The organism is Mycobacterium sp. HM-7, from assembly GCF_053852335.1.
In genome coordinates this window covers 4,904,403-4,929,522 of record NZ_CM132657.1, presented here as the reverse complement: position 1 = coordinate 4,929,522, position 25,120 = coordinate 4,904,403, and the positions used below count along the sequence as shown (strand labels likewise).

21 protein-coding genes are annotated in these 25,120 nt (G+C 66.4%); 16 read left to right on the top strand and 5 right to left on the bottom strand.

The window, feature by feature from the left end; translation table 11 throughout:
* The first annotated feature begins 46 nt into the window (after positions 1–46).
* From ACWW1C_RS23745 to ACWW1C_RS23715, 7 genes are all read left to right on the top strand, one after another.
* Entirely contained in the window at positions 47–1,003 is a 957-nt protein-coding gene (locus tag ACWW1C_RS23745; protein ID WP_455980544.1) for a methionyl-tRNA formyltransferase, read from the top strand.
* On the top strand, positions 1,003–1,899 hold the full coding sequence (locus tag ACWW1C_RS23740) for an ATP-grasp fold amidoligase family protein (protein ID WP_455980543.1): 897 nt from the start codon (positions 1,003–1,005) through the stop codon (positions 1,897–1,899). Before ACWW1C_RS23745 ends, ACWW1C_RS23740 begins: the two co-directional genes overlap by 1 nt.
* 289 nt (positions 1,900–2,188) lie before the next feature.
* Positions 2,189–2,713: a 50S ribosomal protein L10 gene (rplJ, locus tag ACWW1C_RS23735; protein WP_455980542.1), complete on the top strand. Its 525-nt coding sequence runs from the start codon at positions 2,189–2,191 to the stop codon at positions 2,711–2,713.
* Positions 2,714–2,773: 60 nt separating this feature from the next.
* Positions 2,774–3,160: a 50S ribosomal protein L7/L12 gene (gene rplL / locus ACWW1C_RS23730; RefSeq protein WP_455980541.1), complete on the top strand. Its 387-nt coding sequence runs from the start codon at positions 2,774–2,776 to the stop codon at positions 3,158–3,160.
* A 259-nt stretch (positions 3,161–3,419) separates the two neighbouring features.
* Positions 3,420–4,445, top strand: coding sequence for an ABC transporter ATP-binding protein (locus ACWW1C_RS23725; protein WP_455980540.1), 1,026 nt, complete (start codon positions 3,420–3,422; stop codon positions 4,443–4,445).
* A gap of 614 nt (positions 4,446–5,059) precedes the next feature.
* Complete coding sequence (rpoB, locus tag ACWW1C_RS23720) at positions 5,060–8,545, top strand: DNA-directed RNA polymerase subunit beta (RefSeq protein WP_455980539.1); 3,486 nt, start codon at positions 5,060–5,062, stop codon at positions 8,543–8,545.
* A 37-nt stretch (positions 8,546–8,582) separates the two neighbouring features.
* Positions 8,583–12,539, top strand: a complete 3,957-nt coding sequence (locus ACWW1C_RS23715) for a DNA-directed RNA polymerase subunit beta' (protein ID WP_455980538.1) — start codon at positions 8,583–8,585, stop codon at positions 12,537–12,539.
* 52 nt (positions 12,540–12,591) lie between these two features.
* On the opposite strand, the gene ACWW1C_RS23710 is transcribed toward ACWW1C_RS23715, so the two are convergent.
* Genes ACWW1C_RS23710 through ACWW1C_RS23700 form a run of 3 tightly spaced genes read right to left on the bottom strand, consistent with a single transcriptional unit; the run spans position 12,592 to position 15,180 of the window.
* Positions 12,592–13,611 carry an NAD(P)/FAD-dependent oxidoreductase gene (locus ACWW1C_RS23710; protein WP_455980537.1) on the bottom strand — a complete coding sequence of 340 codons (1,020 nt, stop codon included), beginning with the start codon at positions 13,609–13,611 and terminating at the stop codon, positions 12,592–12,594.
* The gene (locus tag ACWW1C_RS23705) at positions 13,608–14,117 is read right to left on the bottom strand and encodes an isoprenylcysteine carboxyl methyltransferase family protein (RefSeq protein WP_455980536.1); all 510 of its coding nucleotides are present in this window, start codon (positions 14,115–14,117) and stop codon (positions 13,608–13,610) included. The genes ACWW1C_RS23710 and ACWW1C_RS23705 overlap by 4 nt, the downstream gene beginning before the upstream one ends.
* Positions 14,118–14,121: 4 nt before the next feature.
* Positions 14,122–15,180 carry a type III polyketide synthase gene (locus tag ACWW1C_RS23700; RefSeq protein WP_455980535.1) on the bottom strand — a complete coding sequence of 353 codons (1,059 nt, stop codon included), beginning with the start codon at positions 15,178–15,180 and terminating at the stop codon, positions 14,122–14,124.
* 359 nt (positions 15,181–15,539) lie between these two features.
* Between ACWW1C_RS23700 and ACWW1C_RS23695 the strand changes: the two genes are divergently transcribed.
* The 8 genes from ACWW1C_RS23695 (at position 15,540) to ACWW1C_RS23660 (ending at position 23,380) form a co-directional block, all read left to right on the top strand.
* Positions 15,540–16,268, top strand: coding sequence for a sensor domain-containing protein (locus tag ACWW1C_RS23695; protein ID WP_455980534.1), 729 nt, complete (start codon positions 15,540–15,542; stop codon positions 16,266–16,268).
* Complete coding sequence (locus tag ACWW1C_RS23690) at positions 16,265–16,981, top strand: sensor domain-containing protein (RefSeq protein ID WP_455980533.1); 717 nt, start codon at positions 16,265–16,267, stop codon at positions 16,979–16,981. Before ACWW1C_RS23695 ends, ACWW1C_RS23690 begins: the two co-directional genes overlap by 4 nt.
* A 69-nt stretch (positions 16,982–17,050) precedes the next feature.
* Entirely contained in the window at positions 17,051–17,800 is a 750-nt protein-coding gene (locus tag ACWW1C_RS23685) for a deoxyribonuclease IV (protein WP_455980532.1), read from the top strand.
* Positions 17,801–17,830: 30 nt separating this feature from the next.
* Positions 17,831–19,243, top strand: coding sequence for an amino acid permease (locus ACWW1C_RS23680; RefSeq protein WP_455980531.1), 1,413 nt, complete (start codon positions 17,831–17,833; stop codon positions 19,241–19,243).
* Positions 19,244–19,294: 51 nt separating this feature from the next.
* On the top strand, positions 19,295–20,923 hold the full coding sequence (locus ACWW1C_RS23675) for an acyl-CoA dehydrogenase family protein (RefSeq protein ID WP_455980530.1): 1,629 nt from the start codon (positions 19,295–19,297) through the stop codon (positions 20,921–20,923).
* Positions 20,924–20,997: 74 nt separating this feature from the next.
* The gene (locus tag ACWW1C_RS23670) at positions 20,998–21,888 is read left to right on the top strand and encodes a crotonase/enoyl-CoA hydratase family protein (RefSeq protein ID WP_455984411.1); all 891 of its coding nucleotides are present in this window, start codon (positions 20,998–21,000) and stop codon (positions 21,886–21,888) included.
* A gap of 14 nt (positions 21,889–21,902) precedes the next feature.
* Complete coding sequence (locus tag ACWW1C_RS23665) at positions 21,903–22,619, top strand: PaaX family transcriptional regulator C-terminal domain-containing protein (protein ID WP_455984410.1); 717 nt, start codon at positions 21,903–21,905, stop codon at positions 22,617–22,619.
* Positions 22,616–23,380, top strand: coding sequence for a crotonase/enoyl-CoA hydratase family protein (locus tag ACWW1C_RS23660; RefSeq protein ID WP_455980529.1), 765 nt, complete (start codon positions 22,616–22,618; stop codon positions 23,378–23,380). The genes ACWW1C_RS23665 and ACWW1C_RS23660 overlap by 4 nt, the downstream gene beginning before the upstream one ends.
* A 3-nt stretch (positions 23,381–23,383) precedes the next feature.
* Here the strand turns inward: ACWW1C_RS23660 and ACWW1C_RS23655 are convergent, their stop codons facing one another.
* Together ACWW1C_RS23655 and ACWW1C_RS23650 are read right to left on the bottom strand one after the other, a co-directional pair.
* The gene (locus ACWW1C_RS23655; protein WP_455980528.1) at positions 23,384–23,815 is read right to left on the bottom strand and encodes a DUF3060 domain-containing protein; all 432 of its coding nucleotides are present in this window, start codon (positions 23,813–23,815) and stop codon (positions 23,384–23,386) included.
* 48 nt (positions 23,816–23,863) lie between these two features.
* Entirely contained in the window at positions 23,864–24,232 is a 369-nt protein-coding gene (locus tag ACWW1C_RS23650; RefSeq protein WP_455980527.1) for a DUF3060 domain-containing protein, read from the bottom strand.
* Between the two features lie 240 nt (positions 24,233–24,472).
* Between ACWW1C_RS23650 and ACWW1C_RS23645 the strand changes: the two genes are divergently transcribed.
* Complete coding sequence (locus ACWW1C_RS23645; protein ID WP_455980526.1) at positions 24,473–25,114, top strand: TetR/AcrR family transcriptional regulator; 642 nt, start codon at positions 24,473–24,475, stop codon at positions 25,112–25,114.
* Positions 25,115–25,120 lie beyond the last annotated feature (6 nt).

Genomic DNA, 25,120 nt, shown 5'->3' with positions numbered 1-25,120 from the left:
ACATCGCTCCGATCGCCAGCGGAATCAGACTTAGTGAGGTAATGGCATGCGCGTCGTCTTCTTCGGTTACCAGACGTGGGGGGTCAAGACGCTGCAAGCGCTGATCGATCTGGGACACGACGTGCCGCTGGTCGTGACCCACCCGACCAGCACGGAGTCGTACAAGGCGATCTTCTCGGACTCGGTCGAGGAACTCGCCCAGGCCCACGACATCCCGGTCCATCTGACCATGCGTGCCGACCACGAGACGATCGACCTCGTCAAGCGCTCCGAACCCGACGTCATCGTCGTCAACAGCTGGTACACCCGGATGACCGAGGAGCTGTACGACCTGCCCCCGTACGGCACCTTGAACCTGCACGACTCCCTGCTGCCGAAGGGCACCGGCTTCTCCCCGGTCCTCTGGTCGCTGATCAGCGGTGAATCGCACATCGGCCTGACCATCCACCGGATGAACGCCGAACTCGACGCCGGCGACATCCTGGTGCAGCGCTCGATGTCCATCGGACCCGACGACACCGGCACCGAACTGGTGATGCGCGGCATCGACCTGATACCCGGCGCACTCGACGAGGCGCTGACCGCGCTGGAGGCCGGCACCGCGCAGTGGCGGCCGCAGGACAAGGCCGAGCGGACCTACTTCCACAAGCGTTCCGAGCGCGACAGCCTCATCGACTGGAGCTGGCAGGCAGAGGACCTGGAGCGCCTCGTCCGCGCACTGTCGGACCCCTACCCCCGCGCGTTCACCTTCTACCGCGGTGAGCGGCTCGAAGTGCTCGAAGCCAAAGTCTCCGACATCCGCTACGGCGGCACCCCCGGCCGCGTGATCGTGCAGGAGGGTGGCGGCGCCGTGGTGTGCGGTTCGAACGCCCACCGCGGCGGGAACCGCGGGCTGGTCATCGCCCGACTCCGCACGGCCGACGGAGTGGAGCACGACGGAACAGACTTCTTCCGCCGCGGCGGCTACCTGACCAGCCGGCGTGAGCCGGCCGGAGCCAGGTGATGTCGCAGCTGAACACCTGGGCGGCGGCCGTGCGCCGCCGCCTGGTCGCCCTGATCCCGCTGCTGATGATGCGCAAGGTGCTCTACCTCTTCATGATCCGGCGGTGGGGCAACTTCACCGAGCCGTCGACCTTCAACGAGAAGGTGAACTGGCGCATCTTCAACGATCGGCGGGACCGGATCGTCAAGGCCTGCGACAAGATGTGGATGAAGGAGATGGCGCGGGCGGCCTGCCCGGGCACCAATCTGCGCATCCCGGCCACCTACTGGTCGGGCACCGATCTGCGGGACGCCCCGGATCTGGCGACGCTGCCGCCGTGGGTCCTCAAGCCCAATCACAGCAGCGGGCACGCGGTGTTCGGCCCGGATCCGCAGGTCGATCTCGATGAGCTGCGCAAGCGAACCGGGCGCTGGTTCGAGCGGACGCCGCTGGAGCTCGGGGAGTGGGGATACCGCGAAGCCCGTCCGCAGCTGCTGATCGAGGAACGCATCCCGACCCCGGACGGCGAAGCGCCCGTCGACTACAAGTTCTTCGTCTTCGACGGCCGCGTCGAACTCATCCAGGTGAATCGCGGCCGGTTCGGAAAGAAACAGACCACCACCTTCCTGGACGCCGACTGGCGCCCGCTGCCGGTCCGCTGGCGGATCCATCCGGTCGCCGTCGAAGAACGGCCGCTCGAGCTGGACAAGATGCTGGAGATCGCGAGCATCCTCGGCGCGGACTGGGACTTCATCCGCATCGACCTCTACGCCGTCGACGGCGACGTGTGGTTCGGCGAGTACACGCCCTATCCCGGTACCGGCATGCTGCGTTACCAGCCCATGAGCTTCGACCTTGAGCAGGGCCGGCAGTGGCAGCTGCCGAACCCGGAGGCGGTTCGCCGCGGGCAGCCCTAGCCTGCAGAGTTCGCAGAGTCGCCGTTTTGGCTGATCGGCTGGCCATCGGCTAGTCTGTTCCAGTTCCACCGAAGACCGTCGGTCACCGATGAGCCGCTTGCGCGAAGAGTAAGTAGCTCGGTAATCGGTTGAAGGTTCCGGATTCCCGGGCGGCCCACGCAGGAGGACGAGGTTTTCAGAGTTTTTATTCTGCGCGCCCCGACCTTTCTGTGTCGGGGCGCTTTGCATTTCCGGACCGAATCCCCGGCAGTCTCCAGTGGGCGAATGAATAAACCACAAGGAGGCATGTATGGCCACGGCTGAAAAAGCCACTGCGGTCGCTGACATCGCCGAACAGTTCAAGGCCTCGACGGCCACTGTCGTGACCGAGTACCGCGGTCTGACGGTTGCCAATCTCGCCGAGCTGCGTCGCTCCCTTGGTGCTTCCGCGACCTACACCGTCGCCAAGAACACCCTGGTCAAGCGCGCCGCCTCGGAGGCCGGGATCGAAGGCCTCGACGACCTGTTCGCAGGTCCGACCGCCATCGCGTTCATCACCGGTGAGCCGGTGGATGCCGCGAAGGCACTCAAGAAGTTCGCGAAGGATCACAAGCAGCTCGTCATCAAGGGCGGCTACATGGACGGCGCTGCGCTGTCCGTGGCCCAGGTCGAGAAGATCGCCGACCTCGAGTCGCGCGAAGTGCTGCTGTCCAAGCTGGCCGGCGCCCTCAAGGCGAAGCAGTCCCAGGCCGCGGCGCTGTTCGTTGCGCCCGCGTCCCAGGTTGCGCGCCTGGCGGCCGCTCTGCAGGACAAGAAGGCTGCCTCAGAAAACTGAGGCTGGACTTCACAACAAACCCCCCAATCACCAAAGAAGTAATAAGGAAGGACCATTCACATGGCCAAGCTGTCCACCGAAGAACTGCTCGACGCGTTCAAGGAAATGACCCTGCTGGAGCTCTCGGAGTTCGTGAAGCAGTTCGAGGAGACCTTCGACGTCACCGCTGCTGCTCCGGTCGCCGTTGCCGCCGCCGGTGGCGCTGCTGCTCCCGCCGAGGCTGCTGAAGAGCAGTCCGAGTTCGACGTCATCCTCGAGGGTGCCGGCGACAAGAAGATCGGCGTCATCAAGGTCGTCCGCGAGATCGTTTCCGGCCTGGGTCTGAAGGAAGCCAAGGACCTGGTCGACGGCGCCCCCAAGCCGCTGCTGGAGAAGGTCTCGAAGGAGGCCGCCGACGACGCCAAGGCCAAGCTCGAGGCCGCCGGCGCTTCGGTGTCCGTCAAGTAAGTTCGCCAGAACTGACGTTTTCCCCCGGAGTCCATTGCGGACTCCGGGGGATTTCGCTTTTCAGGGGATATAAATCGGGGCATCGCGGACCATTCGGGGGACCCTGGAGTAGTTGGCTCCGCGTCCATCGGGGTGACTTCTGGGCGGGCCGTCCGATAGTTGGAACAAGGTGCATCAGCTCGCGATCGATGCGCTACAGTGACTCAAGCCACAGGCAGGGCAGCAGATGGCGCGCGAGCGCTGGCGGAAGGGATCTCACATGGGCGTCCAAATCGACGTAACGGGACTGAGTAAGTCCTTTGGATCGTCGAAGATCTGGGAAGACGTCACTTTGACCATCCCCGCCGGTGAGGTCAGCGTCATGCTGGGCCCGTCCGGTACCGGTAAGTCGGTGTTCTTGAAGTCGCTGATCGGTCTGCTGCGCCCCGAGCGTGGCTCGATCGTCATCGACGGCACCAACATCATCGAGTGCTCGGCCAAGGAGCTCTACGAGATCCGCACCCTGTTCGGTGTGCTGTTCCAGGACGGCGCGCTGTTCGGCTCGATGAACATCTACGACAACACGGCTTTCCCGCTGCGCGAGCACACCAAGAAGTCCGAGTCCGAGATCCGCAAGATCGTCATGGAGAAGCTGGACGTCGTGGGTATGCCCAACGACGGTCACAAGTTCCCGGGCGAAATCTCCGGTGGTATGCGCAAGCGTGCCGGCCTGGCCCGCGCCCTCGTGCTCGACCCCAAGATCATCCTGGTCGACGAGCCGGACTCCGGTCTTGACCCGGTTCGTACCGCCTACCTGTCGCAGCTGCTGATCGACATCAACGCCCAGATCGACGCCACGGTCCTGATCGTGACGCACAACATCAACATCGTGCGTACCGTGCCCGACAACATCGGCATGCTCTACCGCAAGCACCTGGTCATGTTCGGCCCCCGCGAGGTGCTGCTGACCAGTGAGGAGCCCGCGGTCAAGCAGTTCCTCAACGGTCGTCGTATCGGTCCGATCGGTATGTCCGAGGAGAAGGACGCCGCCACCGCGGCCGCCGAGCAGGCCGCGATCGACGCCGGTCACGCCGACGGTGGTGTCGAGGAGATCGAGGGCGTGCCGCCGCAGATCGAGGTGACCCCGGGTATGCCGGTCCGCCAGGCGGTGGCTCGTCGTCAGGCCCGCGTGCGCTCGATCCTGCACACCCTGCCGCCCGCCGCGCAGGCCGCCATTCTCGAAGACCTCAACAAGAACGGCCGTGGTGCCGACGACCCGGTGACCGCTCAGATTCCGCGGGCCTGATCCGCAGAACCAGAGAAATCGCGCCCGGGCTGAACCAGCCCGGGCGCGATTTCTTTCAGCCGGTGTGCAGACAGATCGCGAAAATCTCCGGTCAGTAGCGGCTGTGCGCACGCTCGCGCGCGATTCCGGCGCGGGGGAGTCGGTGATCTTGCTCACGGTGCGTCTGTGGGCGGCGGCGTGCGGGTGGCGCCGCGGGGCCAGCTGCGACACGATGTGAGCGCCCCGGTTCGCCATCTGCCGGCAAAACTCCACACCAAACACCGTGGCAAGTCTTGACTGATGCCCGCAAACGAGCCAATCTGTTGGGCAGCATGTATTCGAGGGTTCCGGACGCCAGCCAGCGTCAGCCGATCAAACCCTTGATTCACCATGCCGTGGTTGAGGAATGCGCCGTCCTACGCTAATGTTGGACGTTGCGCTGGCTGCATCCTGCCCACCTCACCCGCACCTGACACCTTCTAGCCTGAGCGTCGCTCAGTGATCTAGACGCGTGCCGTGTGTCTGTTAGGCCCGGACTGTGAGAACGCCAGCCGGACCGAAGCAGATACAGCGGCAATTCGACACGGTTTCGACCGGTATCGAAATGTTCGCATCAGGTGCTGGAAGGACGCATCTTGGCAGCCTCTCGCGAGAGCAAGTCAGTAGATTCCAACAACTCCGTCCCAGGAGCGCCGAACCGAGTCTCGTTCGCGAAACTGCGCGAACCGCTTGAGGTTCCGGGCTTGCTCGACGTACAGACGGATTCCTTCGAATGGCTGATCGGTTCCGACCGCTGGCGCGCGAAGGCAGTGGATCGTGGTGACATCAACCCCGTCGGTGGCCTCGAAGAGGTCCTCGCCGAGCTGTCGCCCATCGAGGACTTCGCCGGCACCCTGTCGCTGAGCTTCTCCGACCCGCGCTTCGACGAGGTCAAGGCCCCGGTCGACGAGTGCAAGGAAAAGGACCAGACGTACGCGGCCCCGCTGTTCGTCACGGCCGAGTTCATCAACAACACGACCGGCGAGATCAAGAGCCAGACGGTCTTCATGGGTGACTTCCCGATGATGACCGAAAAGGGCACCTTCATCATCAACGGCACCGAGCGCGTGGTCGTCTCGCAGCTCGTCCGTTCGCCCGGTGTGTACTTCGACGAGTCCATCGACAAGGCCACCGAGAAGACCCTGCACAGCGTCAAGGTCATCCCGGGCCGTGGCGCGTGGCTGGAGTTCGACGTCGACAAGCGCGACACCGTCGGTGTCCGCATCGACCGCAAGCGTCGCCAGCCGGTCACCGTGCTGCTGAAGGCGCTGGGCTGGACCAGTGAGCAGATCCGCGAGCGCTTCGGCTTCTCCGAGATCATGATGGGCACCCTCGAGAAGGACCCGACCGCCGGTCCTGACGAGGCCCTGCTGGATATCTACCGGAAGCTGCGCCCGGGCGAGCCGCCGACCAAGGAGTCGGCGCAGACCCTGCTGGAGAACCTGTTCTTCAAGGAGAAGCGGTACGACCTGGCCCGCGTGGGCCGCTACAAGGTCAACAAGAAGCTGGGCCTGCACGACGGCAACCCGGCTCAGGTGACCGCGACGACGCTGACCGAAGAGGACATCGTCGCCACCATCGAGTACCTGGTGCGCCTGCACGACGGTGACACCAAGATGACCGCCCCCGGCGGCGTCGAGGTCCCCGTCGAGGTCGACGACATCGACCACTTCGGTAACCGTCGTCTGCGTACCGTTGGCGAGCTGATCCAGAACCAGATCCGGGTCGGCCTGTCGCGTATGGAGCGCGTCGTGCGTGAGCGCATGACCACCCAGGACGTCGAGGCGATCACCCCGCAGACCCTGATCAACATCCGTCCCGTCGTGGCGGCGATCAAGGAGTTCTTCGGAACCAGCCAGCTGTCGCAGTTCATGGACCAGAACAACCCGCTGTCGGGTCTGACCCACAAGCGTCGTCTGTCGGCGCTGGGCCCCGGTGGTCTGTCCCGTGAGCGCGCCGGCCTCGAGGTCCGCGACGTCCACTCGTCGCACTACGGCCGCATGTGCCCGATCGAGACCCCTGAAGGCCCGAACATCGGTCTGATCGGCTCGCTGTCGGTGTACGCGCGGGTGAACCCGTTCGGCTTCATCGAGACCCCGTACCGCAAGGTCACCGACGGCATCGTCACCGACCAGATCGACTACCTGACCGCCGACGAGGAGGACCGCCACGTCGTGGCGCAGGCCAACTCGCCGCTGGACGACAACGGTCACTTCACCGAGGAGAAGATCCTCGTCCGTCGTAAGGGCGGCGAGGTCGAGTTCGTCTCGGCGACCGACGTCGACTACATGGACGTCTCCCCGCGCCAGATGGTGTCGGTCGCGACCGCGATGATCCCGTTCCTGGAGCACGACGACGCCAACCGCGCCCTGATGGGTGCGAACATGCAGCGTCAGGCGGTTCCGCTGGTGCGCAGCGAGGCGCCGCTGGTCGGTACCGGCATGGAGCTCCGTGCCGCGATCGACGCCGGTGACGTCGTCGTCGCCGACAAGTCCGGTGTCATCGAAGAGGTCTCCGCGGACTACGTCACCGTCATGGCTGACGACGGCTCGCGGCACACCTACCGCATGCGCAAGTTCAACCGCTCGAACCACGGCACGTGCGCCAACCAGCGCCCGATCGTGGACTCGGGGCAGCGCGTCGAGGCCGGCCAGGTCATCGCCGACGGTCCCTGCACCGAGAACGGTGAAATGGCCCTCGGTAAGAACCTGCTCGTGGCGATCATGCCGTGGGAAGGCCACAACTACGAGGACGCCATCATCCTGAGCCAGCGGCTCGTGGAGCAGGACGTGCTCACCTCGATCCACATCGAGGAGCACGAGATCGATGCCCGCGACACCAAGCTGGGCGCCGAGGAGATCACCCGGGACATCCCGAACGTCTCCGACGAGGTGCTGGCTGACCTCGACGAGCGCGGCATCGTCCGCATCGGCGCCGAGGTCCGCGACGGCGACATCCTGGTCGGCAAGGTCACCCCGAAGGGTGAGACCGAGCTGACCCCGGAAGAGCGTCTGCTGCGTGCCATCTTCGGTGAGAAGGCCCGTGAGGTCCGCGACACCTCGCTGAAGGTGCCGCACGGCGAGTCCGGCAAGGTCATCGGCGTCCGTGTGTTCTCGCGTGAGGACGACGACGATCTGCCCGCCGGTGTCAACGAGCTGGTCCGCGTCTACGTGGCCCAGAAGCGCAAGATCTCCGACGGTGACAAGCTCGCCGGCCGCCACGGCAACAAGGGCGTCATCGGCAAGATTCTCCCGCAGGAGGACATGCCGTTCATGCCTGATGGCACCCCGGTGGACATCATCCTGAACACCCACGGTGTGCCGCGTCGTATGAACATCGGCCAGATTCTGGAAACCCACCTCGGGTGGGTCGCCAAGGCGGGCTGGAACATCGAAGGCGAGCCGGAGTGGGCAGCCAAGCTGCCCGAGGGCATGCACAGTGCCCCGGCGGACAGCATCGTCGCCACCCCGGTGTTCGACGGTGCCCGCGAGGGTGAGCTGGAGGGCCTGCTGGGCTCGACGCTGCCGAACCGTGACGGTGACGTGATGGTCAACGCCGAAGGTAAGTCGCAGTTGTTCGACGGTCGTTCGGGTGAGCCGTTCCCGTACCCGGTCACCGTCGGCTACATGTACATCCTGAAGCTGCACCACTTGGTCGACGACAAGATCCACGCGCGTTCGACCGGGCCGTACTCGATGATCACCCAGCAGCCGCTCGGTGGTAAGGCGCAGTTCGGTGGCCAGCGGTTCGGTGAGATGGAGTGCTGGGCCATGCAGGCCTACGGTGCGGCCTACACGCTGCAGGAGCTGTTGACCATCAAGTCCGACGACACCGTCGGTCGCGTGAAGGTCTACGAGGCGATCGTCAAGGGCGAGAACATCCCCGAGCCGGGCATTCCGGAGTCGTTCAAGGTGCTTCTCAAGGAACTGCAGTCGCTGTGCCTCAACGTCGAGGTGCTGTCTTCGGACGGCGCCGCGATCGAGATGCGTGACAGCGACGACGAGGACCTGGAGCGCACTGCCGCGAACCTGGGTATCAACCTGTCGCGCAACGAATCCGCTTCTGTCGAAGACCTGGCCTGATCGAAAAATCTAGTCCCGCAAGGGGAAAGGGAGTTACGTGCTAGACGTCAACTTCTTCGATGAACTCCGCATCGGCCTGGCCACCGCGGAAGACATCCGTAATTGGTCCTTCGGCGAGGTCAAGAAGCCGGAGACCATCAACTACCGCACGCTCAAGCCCGAAAAGGACGGCCTGTTCTGCGAGAAGATCTTCGGACCGACTCGCGACTGGGAGTGCTACTGCGGTAAGTACAAGCGCGTCCGCTTCAAGGGCATCGTCTGCGAGCGCTGCGGCGTCGAGGTGACTCGCGCCAAGGTGCGTCGTGAGCGCATGGGCCACATCGAGCTGGCCGCTCCGGTCACCCACATCTGGTACTTCAAGGGCGTTCCGTCGCGCTTGGGCTACCTGCTGGACCTGGCCCCGAAGGATCTGGAAAAGATCATCTACTTCGCGGCCTACGTCATCACCTCGGTCGACACCGAGATGCGGCACAACGAGCTGTCCACGCTCGAGGCCGAGATGGTCGTCGAGAAGAAGGCCGTCGAGGACCAGCGGGATCTGGACCTGGCCGAGCGCGCCCAGAAGCTCGAGCAGGACCTGGCCGAGCTGGAGAAGGAAGGCGCCAAGTCCGACGTCCGCCGCAAGGTGCGCGACGGTGGCGAGCGCGAGATGCGTCAGCTCCGCGATCGGTCCCAGCGTGAGCTGGACCGGCTCGACGAGATCTGGACCACCTTCAGCAAGCTGGCGCCGAAGCAGCTCATCGTCGACGAGGTGCTCTACCGCGAGCTGCAGGACCGCTACGGCGAGTACTTCACCGGCGCCATGGGTGCCGAGTCGATCAAGAAGCTCATCGAGACCTTCGACATCGATGCCGAGGCCGAGTCGCTGCGCGACACCATCAAGAACGGCAAGGGCCAGAAGAAGCTCCGCGCCCTCAAGCGCCTGAAGGTCGTCGCCGCGTTCCAGACCAACCGGAACTCGCCGATGGGCATGGTGCTCGACGCCGTTCCGGTGATCCCGCCGGAGCTGCGCCCGATGGTTCAGCTCGACGGTGGCCGCTTCGCGACCTCCGACCTGAACGACCTGTACCGCCGCGTCATCAACCGCAACAACCGGTTGAAGCGACTGATCGACCTCGGTGCGCCCGAGATCATCGTCAACAACGAGAAGCGCATGCTGCAGGAGTCTGTGGACGCGCTGTTCGACAACGGCCGTCGTGGCCGGCCGGTCACCGGTCCGGGCAACCGTCCGCTCAAGTCGCTGTCCGACCTGCTCAAGGGCAAGCAGGGTCGCTTCCGTCAGAACCTGCTGGGTAAGCGCGTCGACTACTCGGGCCGTTCGGTCATCGTGGTCGGCCCGCAGCTCAAGCTGCACCAGTGTGGTCTGCCGAAGCTGATGGCCCTCGAGCTGTTCAAGCCGTTCGTGATGAAGCGTCTCGTCGACCTGAACCACGCGCAGAACATCAAGAGCGCCAAGCGCATGGTCGAGCGTCAGCGTCCCCAGGTGTGGGATGTCCTCGAAGAGGTCATCGCCGAGCACCCGGTGCTGCTGAACCGTGCACCTACGCTGCACCGCCTGGGTATCCAGGCCTTCGAGCCGCAGCTGGTGGAAGGCAAGGCCATCCAGCTGCACCCGCTGGTGTGTGAGGCGTTCAACGCCGACTTCGACGGTGACCAGATGGCCGTGCACCTCCCGCTCAGCGCGGAAGCACAGGCCGAGGCGCGCATCCTCATGCTGTCGTCGAACAACATCCTGTCGCCGGCGTCGGGCCGTCCGCTCGCCATGCCGCGTCTGGACATGGTGACCGGTCTGTACTTCCTGACCACCGAAATCCCCGGGGACACCGGCGAGTTCGTGGCCGCCACGAAGGACAGCGCCGAGCAGGGCGTCTACAGCAGCCCGGCCGAGGCCATCATGGCCATGGACCGCGGTGCGCTGTCGGTGCGCGCGAAGATCAAGATCCGGCTGACGCACCTGCGCCCGCCGGCCGAGATCGAGCAGCAGCTGTTCGAGAACGGCTGGAAGCCGGGCGACGCGTGGACTGCGGAAACCACCCTGGGTCGCGTGCTCTTCAACGAGCTGCTGCCGAAGGGTTACCCGTTCGTCGACAAGCAGATGCACAAGAAGGTCCAGGCGGCGATCATCAACGATCTCGCCGAGCGCTACCCGATGATCGTCGTGGCGCAGACCGTCGACAAGCTGAAGGATGCCGGCTTCCACTGGGCGACCCGCTCGGGCGTGACGGTCTCGATGGCCGACGTTCTGGTGCCGCCGCAGAAGGCGGAGATCCTGGAGCGCTACGAGAGCCAGGCCGACGCGATCGAGAAGAAGTACCAGCGCGGTGGTCTGAACCACGACGAGCGCAACGAGTCGCTGGTCAAGATCTGGCAGCAGGCCACGGAAGAGGTCGGTAAGGCTCTGGAGGACTACTACCCGGCGGACAACCCGATCATCACGATCGTGAAGTCGGGCGCCACGGGTAACCTCACCCAGACCCGCACCCTGGCCGGCATGAAGGGTCTGGTGACGAACCCGAAGGGTGAGTTCATCCCGCGGCCCATCAAGTCGTCCTTCCGCGAGGGCCTGACGGTGTTGGAGTACTTCATCAACACCCACGGTGCTCGTAAGGGTCTGGCCGATACCGCTCTGCGTACCGCCGACTCGGGCTACCTGACCCGTCGTCTGGTCGACGTGTCGCAGGACGTCATCGTTCGCGAGACCGACTGTGAGACCGAGCGCGGCGTCATCGTCACCTTGGCCGAGGTCCAGGCCGACGGTTCGCTGGTGCGCGACGCCCACGTCGAGACCTCCGCCTACGCGCGGACCCTGGCCACCGACGCGGTCGACGCGAACGGCAACGTTGTCGTCGAGCGTGGCCACGATCTCGGTGACCCGGCGATCGAGGCCCTGCTGGCCGCGGGTATCTCGACGGTCAAGGTGCGTTCGGTGCTGACATGTGCCACCGGCACCGGCGTCTGCGCCAAGTGCTACGGCCGCAGTATGGCCACCGGCAAGCTGGTCGACATCGGCGAGGCCGTCGGTATCGTCGCCGCCCAGTCCATCGGTGAGCCCGGTACCCAGCTGACGATGCGTACCTTCCACCAGGGTGGTGTTACCGGTGGCGCCGACATCGTCGGTGGTCTGCCGCGCGTGCAGGAGCTGTTCGAGGCCCGCGTGCCCCGCAACGTCGCTCCGATCGCCGACGTGGCCGGCCGGGTGCAGCTGGAAGAGGACGACAAGTTCTACAAGATCACCATCGTTCCCGACGATGGTGGCGAGGAAGTCGTCTACGACAAGCTGCCGCGTCGTAACCGCCGCCTGCGCGTCTTCAAGCACGACGACGGCACCGAGCGCCTGTTGGCCGATGGTGACCACGTCGAGGTCGGCCAGCAGCTCATGGAGGGTTCGGCGAACCCCCACGAGGTGCTCCGCGTCCAGGGTCCCCGCGAGGTGCAGATTCACCTCGTCAAGGAGGTCCAGGAGGTCTACCGCGCACAGGGTGTGTCGATCCACGACAAGCACATCGAGGTCATCGTTCGCCAGATGCTGCGTCGCGTGACGATCATCGACTCGGGCTCGACGGAGTTCCTGCCCGGTTCGCTGACCGAGCGCAGCGAGTTCGAGACCGAGAACCGTCGCGTCGTGGCCGAGGGCGGCGAGCCCGCGGCCGGACGTCCGGTGCTGATGGGTATCACGAAGGCATCGCTGGCCACGGACTCGTGGCTGTCGGCGGCGTCGTTCCAGGAGACCACTCGCGTGCTGACCGATGCGGCGATCAACTGCCGTAGCGACAAGCTGCAGGGTCTGAAGGAGAACGTGATCATCGGTAAGTTGATCCCGGCTGGTACGGGCATCAACCGGTACCGCAACATCCAGGTCCAGCCGACCGAGGAAGCCCGCGCTGCGGCGTACACGATCCCGTCCTACGAGGATCAGTACTACAGCCCGGACTTCGGTCAGGCCACTGGTGCTGCCGTGCCGCTGGACGATTACGGCTACAGCGACTACCGCTAGCCAGTCACGGAAAAGCCCCCGCCTCGGCGGGGGCTTTTTCGTTGCCGAGCCGTCAGTTGGCCAGCAGGTTGACCGCCGCGGAGAACACCCGCGGCAGGGCGGCGGCGGCCGGGACGATGCGGTTGCGCACCGTCGGCCGTGCCGTTGCCTGCACCAGAGCTTCGGTCAGCACCCGGTAGCGCCGGGTGAGCTGACGCCACCGGCGGTCGTACGCGTCGACCCGGTCCCGGAGGACACAGTCGACCAGCACCTCGGCCGCGCCGAATGCCAGTCCCATTCCCTCACCGGTCAGCGCATCGATGTAGCCGGCCGCGTCGCCGACCAGGAGCACCCGGCCGGCGGTCCGATCCCGGACCCGCTGGCGCAACGGTCCGGCCGCCCTGTCTGGTCCTGCTTCGTGTCCCGCGACGCGCTGCCGAAGTTCGTCGAATCCTCCGAACTTCGACTCGAAGCCGCCGCGTCCTGCCGACAGAATCGCGATACCGACGCAGTCTTCGGCCACGGGCGTCACGTACGCCTCGGCGTCGTGGCTCCAGTGCACTTCGACCTTGTCGGTCCACGGCGCGATCTGCACGTGCCGGCGGATGCCCCAGCGTCGTGGTCCTGCCGCCGGCCGCGAGAGCCCGAGGTCATGGCGGATCGGGGAGTGCAACCCGTCGGCGGCAACCAGATAGCGGGCCTGGATGCCCCGCGCGCGAACACTGGTCGCATCCTGGGTGATCTCGCCGGCCGCACCCTGCACGAACTTCACCCCGGCAGCGCGGGCGGCATCGGTCATCGCCGCGTGGAGCGTGGTCCGGCGCACGCCGCGGCCGAGTCCGCCGTCGGCGAAGCTCGCCTCGACCCGGGTGGCGCCCGCGTGATAGCTGATCCCGCGAAGTGGGCAGCCCGGCGCCGTCACGCCGAGTCGGTCCAGGTGAGCCAGGGTGTGGGGCATCATGCCCTCACCGCAGGCCTTGTCCAGGACGCCCGGCCGGCGTTCGACGACGACGGCCTCGAGACCGGCGCGCGCCGCATAGAGCGCGGTCGCCAGTCCCGCGGGACCGCCGCCGACCACCAGCAGGTCGATCACGACAGGCTCGCCAGAGCTGCGTTCTCGACGCGCAGCCGGGTCCGCAGCAGCAGGGCATTGAGCGCGGTGAAGGCGATCGCGGTCACCCATGCCGAGTGCACGAGCGGCAGGGCGAAGCCTTCGATCACCACAGCCACGTAGTTGGGGTGCGGAATCCAGCGGTAGGGGCCGCCGACCACGCGCGGTGCGTCCGGCACGACGATGACGCGGGTGTTCCATTGCGGGCCCAGTGTCGTGATGCACCACCACCGCAGTGCCTGCGCCGCGACCACGATCGCGAACATCGGCCAGCCGAGCGCGGGGATGAACGGCCGGTGCAGTAGCAGGGGTTCGGCCACGCACCCCACCAGGAACGCGATATGCAGGACGACCATGGCGGGGTAGTGGCCGAAGCCGAACTCCACGGCCCCGCGCTGCATCGACCAGGCGAGGTTGCGCTTGGAGACGACGAGTTCGACGCCGCGCTCCACGGCGACGGCGGCTATCAACAGCAGATACCAGGTCATCGGCCTACCGCCAGCGCAACAGGACGAGCTCGGAACAGAAGCCCGGCCCCATGGCCAGCATCAGTCCAGGGCTACCCGATGGGGGCTGCTTGGCGATGGTGTCACGCAGGACGTGCAGGACCGAGGCCGACGACAGATTGCCCACCTCGGCCAGGGACCGCCAGGTCAGCTCGAGCGCGTCGTCGGGAAGGCCGAGCGTTGCGGTGATGGCTTCGATGACCTTGGGGCCGCCGGGGTGGCTGACCCAGGTGGTGATGTCGTCGATCTGAAGGTCATGTGCGGCAAGGAATTTCGTGACATCGTCGCCGAGGTACTTTTCGACGACCTTCGGCACGTCGGGGGAGAGCACCAACCGGAAGCCGCTGGCATCGATGTCCCAGCCCATGGTGCGTTGCGAATCGGGGTACAGATGGCTGCGTGAATCGAGTACCTCTGGCCCGGTCTCGGGGAGCTGCAGGGCACGGCGGTCGCCGACCATGACCACCGCGGCAGCGCCATCGCCGAACAGGCTGGAGCCGACGACGGTGGCCATCGAGGGCTCGTTCTTGGGCACCAGTGAACACAGTTCGACAGCCAGCAGTACCGCGACACCGTCGGGCGCGCCGCGCAGGTGGTCGTGGACCCGGGCTACACCGGCGGCGCCCGCCACACAGCCCAGTCCGAACATGGGTACCCGACGAACGTCGGGGCGCATGCCGATGAGGGTGGCGATCCGGGCGTCGAGGGTCGGGACCGCCACCCCGGTCACCGTGGTGGTGTAGATGACGTCGACGTCCGTGGGCTCGAGGCCTGCGTCCTCCAGCGCGCCCAGCACCGCGGCGCAACCCAGCTTCACCGCGTGCTCGATGAAGATGTCGTTGGCGCGGCCGAAGTCGTTCAGCGCGGCGTAGTCCTCGAGCGGCAGCACGGTGTGCCTGCTGTAGACCTTCGCGCTGCGATGCAATTTGCGGATCGCCTCGGAGTGTTCGGCGTAGCCGGGCAGTGCCAGCAACGCATCGGTCACTTCCTCCTGGGTGTAGCGATTGGGCGGCAGTTCGCCACGGACACTTGCGATTACAGTCATGGTCTCTCCCTTCACCTTGGTCACGAGACCAGGTTTCGATCGGTTCACATGGTGACGCAGGTCACCTGATCGAGGTTCGGTGGCGAGGCGGTGATGGTTGCCGGAGATTCGGTAAGCGGTTGCGTGCCAGGGGATTTCGCCAGGCCAAGCGACTCGTTGGTGGATTGTCAACGGCTGCAATAGTTTGCCAATATCACACCTGGGAGCGCCTGTGTTGGCTACCTGTGGGCGCGCGCAAGGTGTGACGATCCGCGGCCCCCGACTTTCAGCGCCGGGGACGTCCGCCCGCGCGTGCGAGACTGTCCCTGGGGGAGGGGACTATTTTGCGACTGCACATCTTCGCGGCTGCCATCGTTCTCGTGGCACCGACTGCGGGCTGCGGCTCGGATGACACCAGCGGCTCACGCGAGACGACGACATCACCTTCGGCATCGACCGCCGCGGCGCCCACGAGTGCGCCACCGTCATCGCCGCCACCGTCATCGCCGCCACCGCCTGGCCCGCTGGTGCAGATGGACCAACTCAAAGGCCTCATGCCCGCCGCGAATCAGGTCAGCACCGCGGTCAACGTGCCGAATCTCGGAATCAGTGAGAGCCACGATTCTCTGTCGCTGCTGCCCGACGATTACGTCTCGGACATGACGTGCGTGGATGCGGTGGTCGATGCTGCCATCCAGTCGTACTCGGAGACGCCGGTCGTGCTGGTGCGCACCGAGGATTATGCGCCGGCCGACGGCTCCGGCAGCTTCTCTGCCATCGCGTCGGCGATCCTTTACGAGACGGCCCAGGATGCCCAGGATCGGGTAACTGCGACCGTCAAGGGGTGGCAGACGTGTGCGGGCAAGTCGGTGCAGGTCAAGCTGCCGCCGGCAACCTTTGTGCTCGGCTCGCCGGCCGTGGCCGGTGGAGTGCAAACCCTGGTCAACAATCGCACGGCGCCGCCGGAGCCGGGCTGGGCCTGCGGTCGCGGTATCAGTTCCCGCAGCAATGTGGTCATCGACCTGACGGTGTGTGGCAGTGACCCTGCTGCGGTCGGCGCCGGAACCGGGGCGCTGGTAAACCTCATCGCCGCGAAGGTGCCGGCATGACGAAATTTTCGGTAACGCGTTGTGCACCAATGGTTTTGGCGTTCGGTGCGGTCGTCACGCTGCTCGCGTCGTGCAGCGAATCCGTCGGCGGGGAGCCCACTGCGGCGCCGCAGGCCGGCACGTCATCGGCGACCACGGTGGCACCGCCCCCTGGTGCGGACCTGCAGCGCGTCGTCCTGCCCGTCGACGAACTCAGGCGCCTCATGAACGACCCGACTCTGGTCAAGACCGCTACCTGGCGGCACGCCGGCGTTGGTCTGAGCATCACGTTCACCCCGCCGCAGTGCGGTGTCGTCGCCACCAACGGCTTGCACGCGGCACTCGACGGGAGCGGGCAGACCGGCGTCTACTACGTCAACTACATCAGCACCGCTTCCCCGATGGTGCAGGTGAGCGCGGGCGCGGTCGGGTTCCCTGACGCCGGCGCGGCACGCGCCTGGGTCGGAGCGCAGCAGGCCGTCTGGCAGCAGTGCGCCAACATCGACGTCGGACTGACGGTCGCCGGTCAGTCCGGTACCCAACACACCAGCGCGCTCCAGGTCAACGGGGACGCGTTGTCGCTTCAGGCTGCGGTGGCGGGTGGCGGTCCCCAATGCACGCGAACGATGGCGGCCAGGGATCGCGTTGTCGTCGACAACCTGGTGTGCTCGGCGGATCCCGCAGGTGCCGCGACGGCCATCGCGAATGGCATGCTCGACAGGATCCCGCGGTAGGCCGCGACCGGGCGGTGCGGCAGACCTCGGGCCGACGGACTGTCGGGCGGCGCAACTAGGCTGGGCCACATGCTGATTGGTTCGCACGTCGACAACACCGATCCACTGGCCGCGGCCGCCTCCGACGGTGCCGATGTGGTGCAGTTCTTCCTCGGCAACCCGCAGAGCTGGAAGAAGCCCGCACCGCGCGAGGACGCCGAGGTTCTGCGCGCGTCGACCGTGCCGCTGTATGTCCACGCGCCGTATCTGATCAACGTCGCGTCGGCCAACAACAAGGTGCGCATCCCGTCGCGCAAGATCCTGCAGGACACGTGCGACGCGGCGTCCGAGATCGGCGCGACGGCCGTGATCGTGCACGGCGGGCACGCCGACGACAACGACATGGACGCCGGCTTCGAGCGGTGGGTGAAGGCGCTCGACGCGCTCGAGACCGACATGCCGGTGTACCTGGAGAACACCGCCGGCGGTGATCACGCGATGGCGCGGCACTTCGACACCATCGCCCGGCTCTGGGACCGCATCGGCGACAAGGGCATCGGCTTCTGCCTGGACACCTGCCACGCCTGGGCGGCGGGGGAGGCTCTGGTCGACGCGGTGGAGCGCATCAAAACCATCACCGGCCGTATCGATCTGGTGCACTGCAACGACTCCCGCGACGCCGCCGGCTCCGGGGCCGACCGGCACGCCAACTTCGGTATGGGCCAGATCGACCCGCAGTTGCTGGCGGCGGTGGTTCGCGCCGCGGATGCTCCGGTCATCTGCGAGACGTCCGAGGACGGCCGCAAAGACGACATCGCGTTCCTCCGCGAGAACGTTTAGTCGGCGCGCCATCTGTGATAGACACCTCGGGTGCAAGACGCCAACACTGAGGTAGCAGAGACACCCGACGCCGGTTACGAGCGCGGTCTATCTGCACGAACTGTGCAGATGATCGCGATCGGCGGCGCCATCGGCACCGGCCTGTTCTATGGCGCGGGTGGCGCCATCGAGAAGGCCGGCCCGGCACTGATCCTGGCGTACCTGACGGCCGGTCTGGCCGTGTTCGTCATCATGCGGGCGCTCGGTGAGTTGCTGGTGTACCGCCCGGTGTCGGGCAGCATCTCGGAGTACGCCGAAGAATTCCTGGGCCGGTTCGCCGGGTTCGCGAACGGCTGGACGTACTGGGCCGTGTGGGCCACGACCTGCATGGCCGAGATCACCGTCGCCGGCAAGTACGTGCAGTACTGGCCGTGGGGGCACGACATCCCGCAGTGGGTGACGGCGCTTGTCGTCCTGCTGGTGCTGTTCGTGGCGAACCTGATCTCGGTGAAGATCTTCGGTGAGGCCGAGTTCTGGTTCTCGATGATCAAGGTCACCGCGATCATCGGCATGATCCTCATCGGCATCGGGGTGCTGCTGCCGATCGCCGGTTTCGGCCCGGCCACCGGGCCGAGCCTGACCAATCTCTGGAACGACGGCGGCTTCTTCCCGACCGGGTTCAGCTCGGCACTGCTCAGCCTGCAGATCGTGGTGTTCGCCTATGTCGGCGTCGAGCTGGTCGGGGTCACGGCGGGCGAGGCCGAGAACCCGAAGGTGACGCTGCGCAAGGCCATCAACACGCTGCCTTTCCGCATCGGCCTGTTCTATGTCGGCGCGCTGATCGTGATCCTGTCGGTGCAGGGCTGGCGGAACTACCACGCCGGCCAGAGCCCGTTCGTCGCCGTGTTCCAGTACCTGAACATCCCTGCGGCCGCGGGCATCGTGAACTTCATCCTCCTGACGGCGGCGCTGTCGTCGTGCAACTCGGGCATCTATTCGACGGGCCGCATGGTGCGCAGCCTGGCCCAGCGCGGTGACGCGCCCGCCGGACTGCAGTCGCTGAGCAGCCGGCACGTGCCGATGCTCGCCATCTGCTTCTCGGTCCTGACCATGGGTGTCGGTGTCCTGGTGAACTATCTGTCACCGGACAAGGCGTTCGCGTACATCACCTCGGTGTCGACCATCGGCATCATCTTCGTGTGGGGCTCGATCCTGGTGGCGCACCTGATCTACCGTCGGCGGGTCGCCGAGGGAGTGTTGCCGGCGTCGGATTACCGCCTGCCGGGGGCGCCGGTGACCAACGTCTTGGCGCTCGGGTTCCTGGTGCTCGTGGTCGTGCTGCTGTTCTTCACCGACGACGGCCGGACCGCGATCCTGGTGGGTGCCATCTGGTTCGTCATCGTGACGCTGGGGTACTTCGTGCACCGCGGCGATCGCGCCACCGAGGTCGTGGTGCGTCACTAGGAGATATATACAGTTCTTGTGCGACTGTCGGAAAAGTGTAATAGTGGGGACATGGCTGATACGCATGTCGTCACCAATCAGGTTCCGCCGCTGGAGAACTACAACCCCGCCACCTTCCCGGCGCTCGCCGAGGCGCTGATCCGTGAAGGCGGCGAGTGGGGCGTCGACGAGGTCCACGAGGTCGGTGCGCTCGGCGGCAGCCCGGTCGCGCAGCGCTGGGGTGAACTCGCGGACCGCAACGTCCCGATCCTGCACACCCACGACCGCTACGGGCACCGCGTCGACGAGGTCGAATACGACCCCGCCTACCACCAGTTGATGAACGCCGCGGTGACGCACGGCCTGCACGGTGCGCCGTGGGCCGACGACCGTCCCGGCGCCCACGTCGTCCGCGCGGCGAAGATGTCGGCCTGGGCCCCCGAGCCCGGGCACGTCTGCCCGATCTCGATGACCTACGCGGTCGTCCCTGCGCTGCGGTTCAACCCCGAACTGTCCAAGGTCTACGAGCCGCTGCTGACCAGCCGGGTGTACGACCCCGAGCTGAAAGTGCCTGCCACCAAAGCAGGTATCACCGCGGGCATGTCCATGACCGAGAAGCAGGGCGGCTCCGACGTGCGCGCCGGCACCACCCAGGCCACCCCCAACGGCGACGGCACCTACTCACTGCGCGGGCACAAATGGTTCACCTCGGCGCCCATGGGTGACATGTTCCTCGTCCTGGCGCAGGCACCCGGCGGGTTGTCGTGCTTCTTCCTGCCCCGGGTCCTGCCCGACGGCACCCGCAACCGCATGTTCATCCAGCGGCTCAAGGACAAGCTCGGCAACCACGCCAACGCCTCCAGCGAGATCGAGTACGACGGCGCGACGGTCTGGCTGGTGGGCGAGGAGGGCCGCGGTGTCCCGACCATCATCGAGATGGTCAACCTCACCCGCCTGGACTGCACGCTGGGCAGCGCCACCAGCATGCGCACCGGGCTGACCCAGGCCGTGCACCACGCTCAGCACCGCAAGGCGTTCGGCGCCTACCTGATCGACCAGCCGCTGATGCGCAACGTGCTCGCCGACATGGCCGTCGAAGCAGAGGCCGCGACCATGCTGGCAATGCGCATGGCCGGCGCCACGGACCGGGCCGTCCGCGGCGACGACCGGGAAAGCCTCTTCCGCCGAATCGGTTTGGCGGCGGCGAAGTATTGGGTGTGCAAGCGTGCGACTCCGCATGCCGCGGAGGCCATGGAGTGCTTCGGCGGCAACGGCTACGCCGAGGAGTCCGGTATGCCGCGGCTCTACCGCGAGGCACCGTTGATGGGCATCTGGGAAGGCTCGGGCAACGTCAGCGCGCTCGACACGCTGCGCGCCATGGCGACCAAGCCCGAATGCGTCGAGGTGCTGTTCGACGAACTGGCACAAACGCAGGCGCAGGACCCCCGCCTGGACGCGCACGTCGCCGCGCTCAAGGCGCAACTCACCGATCTGCAGACCCTCGAATACCGGGGTCGCAAGGTGGCCGAAGACATTTCGCTGGCCCTGCAGGGCGCGCTGATGGTGCGGCACGGGCACCCGGCCGTCGCCGAGGCATTCCTCGTCAGCCGCCTCGACCACCAGTGGGGTGGTGCCTTCGGCACGCTGCCGACGGGCCTGGACCTGGCCCCGATCATCGAACGCGCCCTCGTCAAGGGCTGAGTTTTCTACTTCAGGGCTGGGGTGCCTCCAGCTCTTGGAAAGGTGAGTTTGTGGATTTCGACAACCTGAAGACGATGACGTACGAGGTCGCCGATCGCGTCGCCCGGATCACGTTCAACCGTCCGGAAAAGGGCAACTCGATCGTCGCGGACACCCCGCTGGAATTGGCGGCGTGCGTCGAGCGGGCCGACCTCGACCCGAACGTGCACGTCATCCTCGTGTCCGGCCGGGGCGAAGGGTTCTGTGCCGGTTTCGATTTGAGCGCCTACGCGGACGGCACGGGAGCGGCCGGCGGCGCGGAGCACCAGGGCACCGTGCTCGACGGCAAGACCCAGGCCGTCAACCATCTGCCGAATCAGCCCTGGGACCCGATGATCGACTATCAGATGATGAGTCGCTTCGTCCGTGGCTTCTCGAGCCTGATGCACTGCGACAAGCCGACGGTCGTGAAGATCCACGGCTACTGCGTGGCCGGCGGTACCGACATCGCGCTGCACGCCGACCAGGTGATCGCGGCCTCCGATGCCAAGATCGGCTACCCGCCCATGCGCGTGTGGGGCGTGCCCGCGGGCGGATTGTGGGCCCACCGGCTGGGTGACCAGCGCGCGAAACGTCTTCTGTTCACCGGGGATTGCATCACCGGTGCACAGGCCGCCGAGTGGGGTCTGGCTGTCGAGGCGCCCGAGCCCGAGGACCTCGACGAACGGACCGAGCGCCTCGTCGCCCGCATCGCGGCCATGCCGGTCAACCAGCTGATCATGGCGAAGTTGGCCTGTAACACGTCGTTGCTGCAGCAGGGGGTTTCAACCAGCCGAATGGTCAGCACGGTGTTCGACGGCATCGCCCGGCACACGCCCGAAGGTCACGCGTTCGTCGCCGACGCCGTCGAGCACGGCTTCCGGCAGGCGGTGCGCCATCGCGACGATCCGTTCGGGGATGCAGGCCGGGTTGCCTCCGGGGTCTGACCACTGTGGCTGACCTGAAGCGGATGACCGCCCGGTCGGTGGTGCTCAGCGTGCTGCTGGGTGCCCACCCGGCGTGGGCTTCGGCGGCCGAGTTGGTCCGGCTCACTTCGGATTTCGACATCAAGGAACAGACGCTGCGGGTGGCGCTGACCAGAATGGTCAGCGCCGGCGACCTGGTGCGTTCGGCCGACGGCTACCGGCTCGCCGACCGTCTGCTGGCGCGGCAACGACGGCAGGACGCCGCCATCGACCCGAAGACCCGGCCCTGGCGCGGCGACTGGATGACGGTCGTCATCACCACCATCGGGGCCGATGCCCGGACCCGGGCCGACCTGCGAAACGACCTGTTGCAGCACAGGTTCGGCGAGCTGCGCGAGGGCCTGTGGCTACGTCCGGCCAATCTTGCCGGTGAACTGCCCGAAGAGATCACCGCGAACGCCCGGATCCTGACCAGCCGCGACGACGATCCGGCGGGCCTGGCCGCCGTCCTGTGGGATCTGCCCGCCTGGATCGCGACCGCTCGGCGGCTGCTCGACGAAATCGACTCGGCCACAGACGTTCCCGGCCGCTTCGTAGCCGCGGCCGCGATCGTCCGGCACCTGTTGTCCGACCCCGTACTGCCTGCCGATCTGCTCCCGGGCGACTGGCCCGGCGAGCGGTTGCGGCAGGCCTATGCAGACTTCGCCGCCGAACTGGTAGCGCGGCGCGATGAACCGATGGAGGCACCATGACCGAACCCGTGCGCGTGGAGAAGAACGGACCGGTGACGACGGTCATCATCGACCGGCCCGGTGCCCGCAACGCCGTCAACGGGCCGACGGCGGCAGCGCTGTACCAGGCGTTCGACGAGTTCGACCGCGACGACTCCGCGGCCGTCGCGGTGCTGTGGGGCGACCACGGAACCTTCTGTGCGGGTGCCGATCTCAAGGCATTCGGCACCCCGGAGATGAATCAGACGCATCGGACCGGGCCGGGACCGATGGGCCCGAGCCGGATGATGCTGTCCAAGCCGGTGATCGCCGCGGTCAGCGGTTACGCCGTCGCCGGCGGACTGGAGCTGGCGGTGTGGTGCGACCTGCGCGTCGTCGAGGAGGACGCCACCTTCGGTGTCTTCTGCCGGCGTTGGGGTGTCCCGCTCATCGACGGCGGCACGGTCCGGTTGCCCCGTCTGATCGGGCACAGCCGTGCCATGGATCTGATCCTCACCGGCCGGGCGGTCGACGCCGCCGAGGCGCTGCACATCGGCCTGGCCAACCGGGTCGTGCCGCACGGGCAGGCCCGCGAGAAGGCCGAAGAACTGGCCCACCAGCTGGCCGCGTTGCCGCAGTTGTGTCTGCGCGCCGACCGGATGTCCGCGCTGCGTCAATGGGGCGAATCCGAGGAATCCGCAATGGAATTCGAGTTCGCCAGCCTGGTGCGGGTGGCGGAGGAGTCGATCGCGGGCGCACAGCGGTTCGCCGGGGGCGCGGGCCGGCACGGGGCGAAGGCGTGAGAGCTAACCCTTGGTGACGGTGTTGCCGGTCCCGGTGTTGGTGATTTTCGGCGACCCGTCCTTGTAGGTGACGGTGGCGTGCATGCCGACGACGTCGAGCTCCTGGTCGACCTTGGCGAAGGTGACCTTGTTGTCGGTGCCCCCGATGTTCGCCTTGGCGCAGGTGCCCTTGACGGTCAGGGTGTTGTTGGCGCCGCCCACGGTCAGCGATTTGCCGTTGCCGCAATCGATTTCACGGGTGGTGCCCACCGCGCTGTAGTTGATGGTGTTGCCGACCTCGACCTGGGCCGTCGTCGGCAGCGCCGAGGTTCCTGGCGAGCCCGCGGCGCTCGAACTGCTGCTGCCGGGCTGGCTGTCCTGCGATCCGCAGCCGGTCAGCACCAGAGCGGTGGCGGCGACGACGCCCGCCGCCGTCACGATTCGGTTGGGGTTCATACGGTGTCCCTCCCTGTCGGCGTTACCGGCACCTGATGCGGGACCCGGTCAGGGGATCTTATTGAGCCGGTTGCCCAATCCCAGCTGGTGACCGATGTCGATGAGTGCCGGATCTCCATTGTGGAATATGACCGTCTGATTGAAGCCGTAGGCGGTGACGTCATTGACGATCGTGTCGGCGATGACGGTGTTGGACGAGCCCTGGACGGTCACCGCCCAGCAGGAGCCGAAAGCGGTGATGGTATTGCCGCTCCCGTTGACGAACAGGGTGCCGTCGTGGCAGTCGATGGTCTGCGTGAGGCCGGTGCCGACGATGTGGGTGTCGCCGTTGACCGCGGCGGCGTGGGGTGCGCCGACGGCGAGCGGGACCGTGAGCAGTCCGGCAACCAATGCGGTTCCCCATGCTTTGCGACTCACGATGGTTCCCTTCGTTCTGGGCTGGCGATGACGTGCACCGCGGTGCGGTATCTGGGAGCCTACGTTGCGGGGCAGGTGCTGCGGAGTAGGTTGGTCCGTTCTGTGGGACTTGCCGTGAGACGCGGTTACAAGATTCGCCCAAATGGCGACGTATGTGCAGCGTCTAGAGGTTAGAGTCATTAGTTAACTGACCGCGCCGCGGTCGATGGAACCCCAACAGAACACCGGAGGATCGAGCAGATGGCACCTCGGCCAGAGTCGCAAGCGGTTGGGGATGCCCGACCGGCTGCGCCGGCGCGGTCGCGGACCACTGCGCGCACCACCAAGCTCAGCCGGGACTCTATCGTCGGCGCGGCCCTGACGTTCCTCGACCGCGAGGGCTGGGATTCGCTGACCATCAATGCGCTGGCCAACCAGCTCGGCACCAAGGGTCCATCCCTGTACAACCACGTGCAGAGTCTCGACGACCTGCGCCGCACCGTCCGGATGCGCGTCATCGACGACATCATCGGCATGCTCAACACCGTCGGCGAGGGCCGCAGCCGGGACGATGCGGTGATGGCGATGGCCAGTGCCTATCGCAGCTACGCCCATCATCATCCGGGCCGGTACTCCGCATTCACGCGGATGCCGCTGGGCGGCGACGATCCCGAGTACACCGCGGCGACGCACGCGGCGGCCGGCCCGGTGATCGCGGTCCTGGCGTCGTACGGGCTCGACGGTGAGAACGCTTTCTACGCGGCGCTGGAGTTCTGGTCGGCCCTGCATGGTTTCGTGTTGCTGGAGATGACGGGCGTGATGGACGGCGTCGACACCGACGCGGTGTTCACCGACATGGTGGTTCGACTGGCGCGGGGGATGAACGAGCGCGACTCGGCCTGATCGGGG